This is a genomic window from Leptospira kemamanensis, from assembly GCF_004769665.1.
Classification (GTDB): domain Bacteria; phylum Spirochaetota; class Leptospiria; order Leptospirales; family Leptospiraceae; genus Leptospira_A; species Leptospira_A kemamanensis.
The window spans coordinates 322,861-336,205 of sequence record NZ_RQGG01000013.1 but is presented as its reverse complement, the minus strand read 5'-3'; the positions used below and the strand labels follow the sequence as shown (position 1 = coordinate 336,205).

At 38.0% G+C, this 13,345-nt stretch carries 11 protein-coding genes; 2 read left to right on the top strand and 9 right to left on the bottom strand.

Annotation, left to right across the window (positions count from 1 at the left end):
• Window positions 1-596: 596 nt before the first annotated feature.
• From EHQ59_RS06265 to ispH, 6 genes are read right to left on the bottom strand one after another with little or no spacing between them, the layout of a single operon-like run.
• Entirely contained in the window at window positions 597-2,840 is a 2,244-nt protein-coding gene (locus EHQ59_RS06265; protein WP_135618420.1) for a chemotaxis protein CheA, read from the bottom strand.
• Entirely contained in the window at window positions 2,840-3,211 is a 372-nt protein-coding gene (locus EHQ59_RS06260) for an STAS domain-containing protein (protein WP_135618419.1), read from the bottom strand. The genes EHQ59_RS06265 and EHQ59_RS06260 overlap by 1 nt, the downstream gene beginning before the upstream one ends.
• A 2-nt stretch (window positions 3,212-3,213) precedes the next feature.
• Window positions 3,214-3,579 (bottom strand): response regulator, encoded by a 366-nt coding sequence (locus EHQ59_RS06255; protein WP_135618418.1) that lies wholly within the window; start codon window positions 3,577-3,579, stop codon window positions 3,214-3,216.
• Between the two features lie 11 nt (window positions 3,580-3,590).
• Window positions 3,591-4,871: a response regulator gene (locus EHQ59_RS06250; protein WP_135618417.1), complete on the bottom strand. Its 1,281-nt coding sequence runs from the start codon at window positions 4,869-4,871 to the stop codon at window positions 3,591-3,593.
• A 48-nt stretch (window positions 4,872-4,919) separates the two neighbouring features.
• Window positions 4,920-6,548 (bottom strand): sensor histidine kinase, encoded by a 1,629-nt coding sequence (locus tag EHQ59_RS06245; protein ID WP_135618416.1) that lies wholly within the window; start codon window positions 6,546-6,548, stop codon window positions 4,920-4,922.
• A gap of 1 nt (window position 6,549) precedes the next feature.
• Complete coding sequence (gene ispH / locus EHQ59_RS06240; RefSeq protein ID WP_135618415.1) at window positions 6,550-7,497, bottom strand: 4-hydroxy-3-methylbut-2-enyl diphosphate reductase; 948 nt, start codon at window positions 7,495-7,497, stop codon at window positions 6,550-6,552.
• A gap of 240 nt (window positions 7,498-7,737) precedes the next feature.
• On the opposite strand from ispH, the gene EHQ59_RS06235 reads away from it, so the two are divergent.
• Both EHQ59_RS06235 and ilvA read left to right on the top strand, forming a co-directional pair.
• A complete protein-coding gene (locus tag EHQ59_RS06235) occupies window positions 7,738-8,586 on the top strand; it encodes a flagellin N-terminal helical domain-containing protein (protein ID WP_002974229.1) in 849 nt (282 codons plus the stop codon).
• Between the two features lie 113 nt (window positions 8,587-8,699).
• Window positions 8,700-9,932: a threonine ammonia-lyase gene (ilvA, locus tag EHQ59_RS06230; protein ID WP_135618414.1), complete on the top strand. Its 1,233-nt coding sequence runs from the start codon at window positions 8,700-8,702 to the stop codon at window positions 9,930-9,932.
• 260 nt (window positions 9,933-10,192) lie between these two features.
• Here ilvA and metW read toward each other — a convergent pair whose 3' ends face one another.
• Genes metW through EHQ59_RS06215 form a run of 3 tightly spaced genes read right to left on the bottom strand, consistent with a single transcriptional unit; the run spans window position 10,193 to window position 13,256 of the window.
• Complete coding sequence (gene metW / locus EHQ59_RS06225) at window positions 10,193-10,810, bottom strand: methionine biosynthesis protein MetW (protein ID WP_135618413.1); 618 nt, start codon at window positions 10,808-10,810, stop codon at window positions 10,193-10,195.
• Window positions 10,807-11,943: a homoserine O-acetyltransferase MetX gene (metX, locus tag EHQ59_RS06220; protein WP_135618412.1), complete on the bottom strand. Its 1,137-nt coding sequence runs from the start codon at window positions 11,941-11,943 to the stop codon at window positions 10,807-10,809. Before metX ends, metW begins: the two co-directional genes overlap by 4 nt.
• An 8-nt stretch (window positions 11,944-11,951) precedes the next feature.
• Window positions 11,952-13,256, bottom strand: coding sequence for an O-acetylhomoserine aminocarboxypropyltransferase/cysteine synthase family protein (locus EHQ59_RS06215; RefSeq protein ID WP_135618411.1), 1,305 nt, complete (start codon window positions 13,254-13,256; stop codon window positions 11,952-11,954).
• Between the last annotated feature and the right edge of the window lie 89 nt (window positions 13,257-13,345).

Here is a 13,345-nt window from a genome sequence, read left to right as displayed (position 1 = left end):
GAGATAAAAGTAAAAATATCCCAGAACTAACATAAAGAATGGTATGGTCCTTTGGTGTTTCTGTGAGTTTTGTTTGGATTTCATTTAAGCTCGAGAGGAAAATTTGTTTTTGAAAGTCTTCCAAGTGACTTGAGTAGTTTTTCCATTTTGTTGAAATTTCTGGAAGAATGGCAGATGGTTGTTTTCCTTTTTTATCTCTCTCAAGGGAATTGATTTGGTTGGAAACTGTTTCTAAGTAACTATCTTTTTCTTTTGTGACAACATAGAATTTTGATATTTCATCTTCTTTTGTAAAGATTTTGGAAATCTGCTCATAGGATTGGTTGAGTTTATCTATATCATACTTTGTTTTTGCGACTAAGGTTTCATCTGAACCATTGGTATGAGTAATGGCCGAAACCGCTTCCTGGATCGACATACTCGACTTTAACAAATGAGATATGGAATCAAGTTTCTTTGTCCGTTCTTCTACATTCAAAGGGATGGATTCTTTTTTGTCAAACAATCCGGAGTGATAAACACTGACCCAGATTGTGAACAAAAATCCGATTAAAAAATATCCGACTAGTTTTGTGTTTGTATTCACTGACTTCATATCAACCTCTACGACTTACTAATTTCTGATTTTCGATGCTAATTGTTCTCTCAAATAAAGAGGGAACATCAATTATTAGTGCCACATTTCCATCCCCAAGGATACTGGATCCGCTAACACCTTTTACATGACGGAATACCGAACCCATTGGCTTAATCACGGTTTGGTATTCACCTAACAATTTCTCAACAACGATTCCTGCTTTTTTATCTCCATTGCGAACGATCACAATGTTTTCCCTGGTTTCTATTGCACTAGTTTCACAATGATAATAATCCCTCAGTCGAAGGAATGGAATCAAATTCCCTCGAAGTGCAAAAAATTGATTGTGATCTGTTTTATGGTCATCTGAAAAATGTAAACATTCTAAAACCATTTCCATAGGGATGATGAAATGACTTTTTCCAACGGCTACAAGGAAACCTTCAATGATGGCAAGAGTCAGAGGCAATCGTAAAATGAAACGACTTCCTTTTCCCTGTGTAGATCTCACTGTGATGGAACCGCGAAGGGCTTCAATATTCTTATACACAACATCCAGTCCAACCCCTCTACCGGAAACATTGGTGACATGGGATGCCGTGGAAAAACCTGGTTGGAAGAGGAGTTTATAAATTTCTTCTTCGGAATCAGGGATAGGTCCAGTTACCAAACCTCTTTCCACTCCCTTATTCCATACTTTCTCTTTTGAAATTCCGTTTCCATCATCTGAAACTTCGATGACAACACTACCAGCTTCATGATAGGCATTCAGTTTGATGGTACCTTGTTTTGGTTTTCCATTTTGGATCCGAACTTCAGGAGATTCCAATCCGTGGTCACAGGCATTGCGGACAAGGTGGGTGAGGGGATCACTTAATTTTTCGACAATGTTACGATCCAGTTCTGTTTCATCCCCTTCCGTGATGAGTCGAATGTCTTTTTGTAAATCTTTTCCTAAGTCTCGGACAATTCTAGAATACTTTTGAAAACTTTCACCGATGGGAACCATTCGTAGTTTTAAGGAAATTTCTCTCACTTCATTCAGAAGTCGCATCACAAGCAATGAGGATTCTTGTAAGTTGGAATCTTCGGTATCACCAATCAATTGGTTCATATTGGCACAAGAAACAACTAGTTCTCCTACACGATTGATGAGATTGTCAATTCGTTTGGAATCCACTTTGATGGTGATGGATTTAGTGGTTTCCTTGTTGGGATCGGAAAGATTCTGCGTTTGTTTCGAATCATTTTCTCCATTCGCTATCTCTAGTGTAGGATGTGATGTTTGAGAAGGTGTTAGAGTTGGAGAAGTGAGGGATCCAGTTGTTTGGGAGGAAAATCCGGTTTTTCTTGCTTTGATTTCTTCTAAATACACCAAAAAACCGTTTTCATCCAACACTTGGATTTCTTTCCAAACATTCCCTAAATAAATTTCTTCTTCTGGAAGTTGGTTTGCTAAATCAACGAGGTCTGCCGTTTGAAAACCAGGTGGGTAAATCTGCAAAAAACTATCTTGTTCGATGAAGTTAAATACTTTGCTGACTGTATCCAAATCCTTCTCGGATTGGAATTGGATTTCAAATCCTAAATAACAGTTTTCGGGATCAAACTCGTTTGCATCTGGTAAAAATTGTTCGATTGTTTTTAAAGAAACAATGGTACCTATTTTTTTTAAATAACCAATGAAGGAGATGGGGTCAAGTCCATGGGAAAATACATTTAAATTTGGGCGAAACGATATAAGATAATTTGGAAATCCTGTTTCGTCATGTGCGTCATTGTTATTCAGGTCTACGCTTTTCGATTCTGCTTTTGCTTGGGACTGATTCTCTGTTTCCAAAAATTTTGGGAAGGATTTGTTTTCTTTACTTTCGTTTCCGTGTAAGTAAGGTTTCATCGCATCGAGGATGGTTTGACCCAAAACAATTTTTTCAGAAGGGATTTTTCCTTTGGTTTCTTCTGCTACTAAAAAATTCAAATGGTCTTTTGCTTTTAACAGTAGTTCGGTGAGAGAGGTTTGGAACGGAATGGTATGAGAACGTAATTCGTCTAAAAGATTTTCAACTACATGTGTAAAAGAAACTGTGGCATCAAAGCCAAACATCCCAGCCGTACCTTTAATGGTATGGACTGCTCGAAAGATGGCATTGAGATCATCATCCGAGGGAAGGGAAGATTCTGTACGAAGTAAAATGGATTCCATGTCTCGTAAGAGCTCTTCCGATTCGACAAGGTAGGCGTCTATGACTTCCGATAAATCCATCAGGAGACTTTCCTTGTTCCATATCGGAATTCGACTTCATTTGAATGTTCCTTTTTCACTTTGATACGATCCCCAAAGTAAGATACGAGTCCAAGCAAATCAAAACTTTTGAGAACAGCGAGAGAGTGGTTTAGGAGTTCTAAACTTTGATGGTTTTGTAAACTTCTTTTTTTAAGAAAAAGAAGAAGTTGGATCCCTGATGAGTCGATCCTTTCGATGTCATTTAAGTTTAATTTTATCTTTTTGACTTTGTTGTTTTCCCATTGTTTTGTCAATTCATACCATTCCTTGATGAAAGGTACAGTAAGGTAACCTGACCAAACAATTTCAGTTTCGCTATTTGTATTTTGAATGGTTTGGTTTGGTTCCATAACTAAGGTAATAACTTGGTGATTGTATCCAAAAGTTCTTCAGGGGAAAATGGTTTGGTTAACCATGCTTTCGCACCTGCATCCATCCCTTGCTGTTTTTTTTCTGGTTGTGATTCTGTGGTTAACATGATGATCGGAGTGAATTTAAATTTAGAATTTTCTTTTACTTTTTTAATAAAACTAATTCCATCCATATTCGGCATATTCATGTCGGAAACAATTAGATCAACGGCATTGGCTTCTAATTGTTTTAAGCCTTCAAGTCCATCACCTGCTTCGATCAAATCAAAGTTTGCATTTTTAAGATGGACAGAAATGATTTTTCGGAACACGGCTGAATCATCGATAATTAAGATTTTTCTATTCATTTGATTTCCTTTTATGTTTGAATTGGGAGAAAGATTTCGGCGATCACACAATTTGCCTTTGTTTCCGTTGTATGGTCGATGGCATTTCGGATAAAAAACATTCCATTGTGTTTTTGTAAGATAAAATCAACCATCGTAAGTCCAAGACCTAAACTAAATTTTTCTTTGTGGTAAAAACTTTCTACTGGGGGATGAATGCGGTAAAAAGGTTCTACTAATTTTTTTTCGGCATGGAGTAGTTGTTTTGCATAATCGTCTTCAATCACATTGTTTTTGGCAGACAAACAAAAATAACCATCTACAAAGGTAACAAAAATATCAAAATTAGAGTTTTGTTTGGAATACTTTAAACCATTCGTAAAAATTTCAAAGAGAATGATTTTAATGGATTCGATATCCATCTCCAAAGTCACCATTTGTTTCACAACTGGTAAATTGACTTTGATCTGTTTGTCATTCAATTCCTTGTGAAATTCCTTTGTGATATCGGGTAAAAGTGACAATAGAATGTCGCTAGATACTTTTTTTAAAGTGAATTTGGATTGGATGATTTCCACTGCTAAATCTAGACCTTTTAACATTGTTATGTTGTGGTCTTGGTTTTCAGCGAGTAAATCCCAGTATTCTTTTTGAATGAGATAATTTCCGTTTTCCTCTTTTTTGATTTTATCAATCGTATCGATGAGAGTTGTCATGGCGCCAAGACCTGAGCCTTGCATCATTGTGGTTTTTAAATTCAAAATGGAATTGAGTTCAGCATTGACTTCCGTTGTTTTTCTGTGAGACTCTTTGTAGTTGAGCCATTCCAATTGGCTTTTGAGTTCTTTTTTCTCTTCATCAATGAGAAGTGCTTCCATTCTCTTTAAGTAGACGTATTCTAATGCCTTTTCCAAACGATCAGATACAATTTCTACATGAAGAGGTTTGATTAGATAATCATAAACACCCAATTTCATCACTTCTATGATTTCTTCTGTTTGATCAATCGCTGTTTGAACGATATACACTGCATTTGGTTCGAGTTTATTATGTTCGGCGATGAAGGTTTTGCCATCCATCACTGGCATCATCAGATCCACCAAAAACAAACTATAATGTTTTTGTTTCGCCATTTTTAAGGCGATGTCTCCATTTTCAGCTACTTCCGAAACCACACCGATCCGTTTGCAAATTCCTTCTAAGAGAACTTGGTTTTCTTTTTTATCTTCAATGATAAGGATTGGTTCATTGGGTCGTCGAAGACGTTCTGTTTTGGAAACAGATATTAGATTTAGTTCGTTTGGTTCCACCATATAGAATATCGGAAATTCTATTCCTAAATTCCAATTGGTTCAATACCTTTATTTTCTATTTTCAGGGATTATGAGAGTAAATGTGGATCCTTCGCCGACAAGGGAGGTGAGTTCAATTTTCCCACCCAGTTTTTCTGCCAAACCTTGTGAAATGGATAAACCGAGTCCTGTTCCTTCGATTTGACCGTCGTCATAGAGCCTTGTAAAACTGTGAAAGATGCGATTCTGATCTTCTTTAGGAATGCCCGGACCAAAATCTTTGACCTTGAATAAAAGATTAGAATCATTCCATTCGCAATGGAATTCAACGAAGGAATGATTCGCATATTTGATCGCGTTAGATAATAAATTCAAAAGGATTTGTTGGATTTTTCCACTGTCTGAAACCAGAGATTTTGATTGGATGGGTGGATAAAAACGAATTTCCATTCGTTTAGCATCGGCTTGGGGTTTAATGAGTTCCAATGCCTGCCTACAAATCTCTTCTGGTTTGAATTCCGCGATTTTTAATTCGATTTGCCCCGATTCTATTTTCATCAAATGTAAGATTTCATTGATCATTTTTAGCAGTCGTGTACCACCCGAATAAATATAATTTAAATATTCTTTTCCCGTTTCATCTGCTTCTGGTAATTGGATGAGTTTGGAAAATCCAATGATAGAATTGAGTGGAGTACGTAGTTCGTGGCTTACATGAGCTAAGAATTCTGTTTTCGCTTTGTAGGCACGTTCCAATTCTTCTTTGGTACGACTGAGGTCTAACGTTCGTTCTAAGACAAGGGACTCCAAACTCGATTTATAACGATTTAATTCAGTTAAGTCTTTGTCTCTTTGTACAAATAAACCCATCCAGCGGCTGACTGTTTGGAAGATGAGTAAGTTTTCATGATGGATGACAAAATTGGGAGTGTGTTTTTGAAATCCCATAATGCCTAAGAATTGATTTTCAAAATGTACGGGAATCCATAACAAGGTTTCCACTTTGGATTCTTCAAAATACCATTTCTCTTTGGGAAGGGCTTTTTCTTTTTGTAAATAAATGAGTTTTCCATTCTTTAATTTATGAATCCACCGGTTGATTCCTTCCCTGTTCCAATTTAAATTTTGAAATTTTGTGGGTAATAAAGGGAAATCTGTTGATTTACGTTCGTTCACCCAAATTTCAAAGTTTTCAATATCTGTTTCTGTGGTTTCCATATGTTTTAAGAAAAATATCGAATCCATTTCTGTGAAATAAAGAAGTTGGTAGAGTGCTTGTGGTAAACTCTCTCTGATGGATGGTTTTTGGATGAGGATTTGGATGGAGGAGGCAACACCTAATTCAAATCGAAGGCGCCAGGCAATTTCTTCTTCTTGTTTTTGTTTGATGGTGATGTCTTTTACAAAAAACTTTGTATATTGTTTTCCTGGAATTCCCTTTGTGTAATCAAAATGTCCGAAGGAAGTTTCTAAAATTTTACCATCTACTTTGTAGATGATTTCAGTGTTAAAGTCATTTGTTTTGATTTTGTTTTTTAAAAAAAAACGGCTATCAAATTCTTTTGCAAGTTCGGTATAGATTGAGTTTTGTAACAAAATCTCGTAGGATTTTGTTTGTGAATCGATCATTAGAATCGCTGTCCCTGAGTCATTTCCTTCCAGGGAAGCTTGAAACAAGGACAGGGGATCTAAAATCATACTAATACTGCTTTAGTAATTCTTTCGGAAGTTTGAAACTCATTGTATCTTCGCGACTTTCCGGAAACAAAGATACAGTTGCCTTGGGAAAGTGTTTTAGGATTTCTTCTACAATTTCATCCACCAAAACTTGTGGGCTGGAAGCACCTGCCGTAATTCCTAAAATTTTGATATTGGAACTGATGATATGATCTGGATTTACATCTTCTTTTTTGGAAATTTGGAAACTGGCAGGTCTTGTTTTCTTTGCTAATTGACAAAGGCGAACCGAATTGGATGAGTTTTCAGCACCAATGACTAACATGGCATCTACAGATTCTAACATTTTTTGTACGGCATCTTGTCTTTCCGTGGTCGCATAACAAATGTCATCTTTTTGCGGGTGTTCTACGTGAGGAAATACCTCTTCGATTTTTTTGACGATGTTTTTGGTATCCGCTACAGAGAGAGTAGTTTGCATCAAATACGTTAATGGTTTGTCCTGATTGATTTTATTTTGTAAGGTTTCCACATCCTCAGGAGATTCTACCAAATACATTTCCGCTTCGCCCATGGTTCCAATGGCTTCGTCATGACCTTTGTGGCCAATGTAGATGATTTGGTGGGTATCTTTGATATTGCGGGCTTTTTTATGGACCCGGTTGACAAGGGGGCAAGTGGCATCCCCAATTTTCATTTTACGTTCCGTTGCTTCTTTTACCACTTCTGGGGACACTCCATGGGCTGAAAACACAACAGTTGCTCCATCTGGTACTTCATTCAGTTCGCTGATGAATCGGATTCCCTTTTTTTTCATTTCCTCGACCACTCTTTGGTTATGAACGATTTCTTTTCGAACATAAAGAGGTGAATCTGGGTTTTCCTGAAATGCCGTTTCGACATAGGAGATCGCATATTTCACTCCAGCACAAAATCCTCGGGGGTTCGCTAAATAAATTGTCTCTAACACGGGAAAAAGCCTGCCTTTTCTTGGAATCCAATTCCATAGAATTCCTAGGACATATTTTAGAAAAGGGGAAGTTCTGTTTTTATTCAAATTTTATTTCATTTTCCCTATTATCCTCCCTCCCAGAATGACCGATCCTTATCTTGAAAAGGCCAAGGATGGCCTCTTCGAAAATTCATCAATTTCTTGGGTTCAAGGTGAAAACCTTGAGCGGTGAGAGAACGGATTCAAGGAGGAACCCGGATGATTATCAACCACAACGTAAGTGCGATCTTTGCACACAGAACTTTGAAGTCTAACGACGCGAACCTGAGCAAAGATATCGAAAAGTTGTCTTCTGGTATGCGGATTAACAAAGCCGGAGATGACGCATCTGGACTTGCAGTGTCTGAGAAAATGAGAACTCAGATTGCTGGTCTTCGACGTGCAGAACAGAATACTGAAGATGGTATGTCCCTCATTCAAACGGCGGAAGGATATCTTCAAGAAACACACGAAATCGTTCAACGTGTTCGTGTACTCGCGGTGCAAGCTGCGAACGGTATCTACTCGGAAGAAGATAGACAACAGATCCAAGTCGAGGTTTCACAGCTAGTGGACGAGATCGATCGTATTGCTTCTCAAGCAGAATTCAACAAAATGAAACTGCTTACAGGAGCTTTTGCTCGACTCAACCCAACTGCTAGTATGTGGTTCCATATTGGAGCTAACATGCACCAAAGAGAGCGCGTGTACATTGAAACAATGAACACTGCGGCATTGGGATTAAGAAACCCTACGGTTCTTACTTTCATTTCTCTTTCGACTGCAGGTAAAGCAAACTCCGTAATCGGACTTTGTGATGATGCCCTAAGAGTGATCTCTAAACAAAGAGCTGACCTTGGTGCTTATTACAACCGTATGGAGCATGCTGCGAAAGGACTTATGAATGCTTATGAAAATACACAAGCTTCTGAGTCTCGTATCCGTGATACTGACATGGCTGAACAAATGACCAGCTTCACGAGATACCAAATCTTAACTCAGGCTGCTACATCAATGCTTGCGCAAGCAAACATGAAGTCTCAGTCAGTGATGAGATTGCTCCAGTAATAGGATAAGAGAAACCAAAGTCCCGGGCAGGGTGGTTGGGGCCCCGGCTTTGGTTTCTCGATTTTCTTTTTTTTAATTCCAACAAAACAAATGAGTGGTTCAAAGTTCTTCACATGCAGTTAGAGATTGATTCCGCTTACGAAATTCTAAAACCCATCATCCATCATACCCCATTACAATACCATACACGCCTCTCTTCTGTCTATGGAGCTAACATTTACTTCAAACGGGAAGACTTACAAGTAGTTCGCTCTTATAAAATTAGAGGAGCTTACAATATGATCCAAAGTTTGACTTTGGACGAAAGAAAAAGGGGCGTTGTTTGTGCAAGTGCAGGCAATCATGCACAAGGGGTTGCCTATTCTTGTCAATTACTCCAAATTTTTGGTGTGATTTATATGCCAGAAGTGACTCCCAAACAGAAAATCAATCAAGTACGCATGTTTGGTGGTGAATTCATCGAAATCAAATTAGTTGGTGATACCTTTGATGAATGCCAAAAGGAAGCGATTCTTTTTGCAAAAGAAAATCACATGTCGTTTATTCCTCCATTTGATCATCCAAAAATTATGGAAGGGCAAGGAACCGTTGGAAAAGAAATTTTATTAGACTTAAGTGGGATTGATTACCTATTTCTACCAATTGGTGGAGGTGGATTATGCGCAGGAGTTGGTACCTATTTTAAAAATCATTCCCCAAAGACTAAAATCATTGGAGCAGAACCCTTTGGTGCACCTTCCATGAAAGAGGCTCTCAATCATGGAAAACCTGTTGTCCTCGATAAAATTGAAAAATTTGTGGATGGGGCAGCTGTAAAAAAAGTAGGGGATCTCACCTTTCCGGTTTGTCAATCCGTGTTAGATGATTTACGCCTTGTTCCTGAAGGAAAGGTATGTACAACCATTTTAAATTTATATAATTTAGATGCGATTGTCAGTGAACCTGCAGGTTCTCTTAGTATCACTGCATTAGATGATTACAAAGATCAAATTCGAGGCAAAACAGTCGTTTGTATTTTAAGTGGTGGAAATAACGATATAGATCGTATGCAAGAGATCAAAGAACGATCTTTACTATATGAAGGTCTGAAACAATATTTCATCGTTCGTTTTGCGCAAAAACCAGGAGCACTCAAACAATTTTTGAATGAAATTTTAGGACCTAACGATGACATCGTACGCTTTGAATTCATCCAAAAAAATAACAAAGAATCTGGACCCGCTCTCATTGGAATCGAACTCAAATCAAAAGATGACTTTCAATGTCTTTTGGATCGAATGAGAGAATTTCATCTGAATTTTACTTTAATTAACCAAGATGAAAATTTATTTGAGTATTTGATTTAATCCAAAATTTCTTTTTTTCCCATTTTGAATCGAGATTCATTTTTTATAAATTCTATTCTGAAATTTATGGATTCTCCTAAAGGATTTTGGAAACAGAACGATACTCTAAATGATCCTAATGATCGCCGTACAGCTAAGAAACCCGGAGTGATTGCCGGGTTTTTTCATTACCATGAACTTTTTGAAAAAAAAATTTTCATCAATGCAAGATGAAGTAGATAAAATCGGTGTTATGTGATTCGAAACGTGAAACTAAAAATTTATGCTCGAATGACAAACAAGGCGAGTGTGGCAAATAAATTGGGGAATAATTTGATTTGTCTAGTGCGATTGAAAAATGCTCTATGGAGGATTTTAATTCGTTCAAACTCACAGAAATCCTCAAAATCTTTTCCAGATAGGTAATGTAAGTTTGGTGTATCATACCAATGGAATGGCATAAGATCAGTCACTGGAGTTTTTCCACTGAGTAAAATAGAAGTTCTGATTTGCCAATGGGAAAAATTGGGAAACACGATGATGACTTGTTTTCCAATTCGTAAACATTCTTTAATGATTTCCCCTGGGTTTAAGGTCTGTTGGATGGTTTGGTTTAAGATTACAAAATCAAAACTATGATCTAAGTGGTGTTTTAAACCATCGTCTATATCTCCATGGTGGACATATAAACTTTTTTTGACACATTGAATGATACATTTATCATCCTTCTCAATTCCTTGGACTCGAACTCCTTTGTTTTTTAAAATTAACATGAGTTCGCCGTAACCACAACCTAAATCTAAAACCCGTTCCCCTGGTTTGATCAGATTGGCAATGTATGATATGTCTGGTCTATTTTTTAAGTCCAAACCAAGTGCTTCATTGGTATGAATGTTCAAAAGAAACCTCCTTCATCCGTGGCACTTAAAAAATCACGTAAGATCGAGTCTTGTTCTTCACTCGGTAACAAAAAACTATCATGCCCCGCAGGATTATTGAGTTCAATGAAACTCACTGGAACTGCATTGACTTCCAAAGATTTTACAATTTCTTCTGATTGATAAGGAGGATACAACCAGTCCGAAGTATAGGCAATGACAAGAAAACGGCACCTAACTTTGGATAGAACTTTCGTCAGTTCTTTTCCCGTACCTAAACTGAAATGATCTAGGGCTTTTGTAACATAAATATAGGAATTAGCATCAAATCGATCTACAAAAGATTCACCTTGGTAAATTAAATAACTTCCTACTGCAAAGTCAGTGGATTGGATATTTCCTTTGGGAGGTTTACGACCAAATTTTTCTCGCATCATCTCATCACTGAGATAGGTGATGTGACCCATCATACGAGCAAGTGCCAAACCTTTGGAAGGACGTTTGTCTTGTGTATACAAACCTTGGTTCCAATTGGGATCGGAAAGGATCGCTTGTCTTCCCACTTCATTGAAGGCAATTTGTTGGGCAGAGTGTTCGGAGGAAGATGCCATGACGATACAGTTTTTCAATCGATCAGGATAAGCAACTGACCACTGTAAGGCTTGCATTCCACCCATGGAACCGCCAGCAACTGCAAATAATTTATGAATCCCAAAATGACGAACTAATTTTTCTTGTGCATTGACCATATCGCCAATGGACACAAAAGGAAATGTGGATTGAAACGGTTTCCCCGTTTTTCCATTGAGGCTTAATGGACCACTAGATCCTTTGCAACCCCCAATCACATTTGATGAGATGATAAAATACCTGTTGGTATCAAAGGCCTTGCCAGGTCCAATGTAATAGTCCCACCAACCAGGTCGTTTGTCGCCATCATGGAAACCTGCGGCATGTGCATCCCCTGATAAAGCATGGCAAACTAAGATTGCATTGTCTTTTTTTTCATTGAGAGTGCCGTATGTTTCATAAGCAATCTCGAGAGGAGTGATGGTTTCACCCCCCTCAAGGGTTAACGAGTCAAACGTTAACAGATTTGTTTGTACGACACCTACGGATCCGTGAAAAAATTCATTTGTTTCGGAGGTAGGCATAGTCTTAATCAGATATTTTTTAAAGCCTCTTCTAAGTCTACAAGAATGTCGTCTAGGTTTTCGAGTCCTACACTCAAACGGACAAATCCAGGAGTTACACCAGCAGAGATTTGTTCCTCACTCGTTAATTGTTGGTGAGTCGTTGACGCTGGATGAATCGCTAAAGATTTCGCATCACCGATGTTAGCGAGTAAACTAAAGAGTTCGAGTCCATCGATGAATTTTTTAGCTTTTTCCACCCCACCTTTGATCTCAAAACCTACAATCGCACCAAATAGTCCACGTTCGTGGTATTTTTTCGCTGTCGCATAATTTTTATCAGAAGATAGGCCTGGGTAATTTACCCATTCTACTTTTGGGTGTTTTTGTAAAAATTCAGCAACTTTCAGCGCATTGTGAGAATGGCGTTCCATACGAAGAGGGAGAGTTTCCACTCCTTGTAAAATTTGCCAAGCATTGAAAGGAGAAATAGCAGGACCTAAATCCCGTAAACCTTGCACTCGTGCCTTTAAGATAAACGCAATGTTCACACCACCAAATGGTTCAAATTTTCCAAAGACATCCCAGAATTTTAAACCATGGTAAGAAGGATCTGGTTCCGTAAAATTTTTGAATTTTCCATTCCCCCAATTGAAACTTCCTCCATCAATGATGATACCACCAATCGAAGTTCCATGGCCTCCTAAAAATTTAGTTAAGGAATGAACAACAATATCAGCACCATGTTTCAATGGATTTACTAAGTAAGGAGAAGGCATTGTGTTATCAATGACGAGTGGAACACCCACTTCTTTTGCTACCTTACTGACTGTTGCGATATCAAGAGTATCCAGTTTTGGATTTCCTAAAGTTTCTGCGTAAAAAGCACGAGTTTTATCGTTAGATGCTTTTCTGAAGTTTTCAGGATTAGAAGAATCAACAAAATGAACTTTAATTCCTAATTTTGGGAATGTGTAATGGAGTAAGTTGTAAGTTCCACCGTATAACGAAGAAGAAGCGACGATTTCTTGTCCTGCTTCTACAATATTGAGAAGGGCTAACATTTCAGCACTTTGACCAGACGCTGTAGCAAGAGCTGCGACTCCACCTTCCAGGGCCGCCACACGTTTTTCCAAAACGTCAGTAGTAGGATTCATGAGTCTTGTGTAAATATTTCCAAACTCTTGGAGTCCAAATAACCTTGCTGCATGGTCAGTGTCTTTAAAAACATAGGAAGTGGTTTGGTAAAGTGGTACTGCACGTGATGTGGTAGTTGGATCTGGCTCTTGGCCTCCGTGAAGTGCGATGGTTTCTGGTTTGTATTGACGTGGCATAGATTCCCCCGATGGTATCGCCTAGTTTTCGCATGCTTTCTTAATTGTCAAGAAAATATCCAATAAAATAGAAATAAATTCTGTTTTAT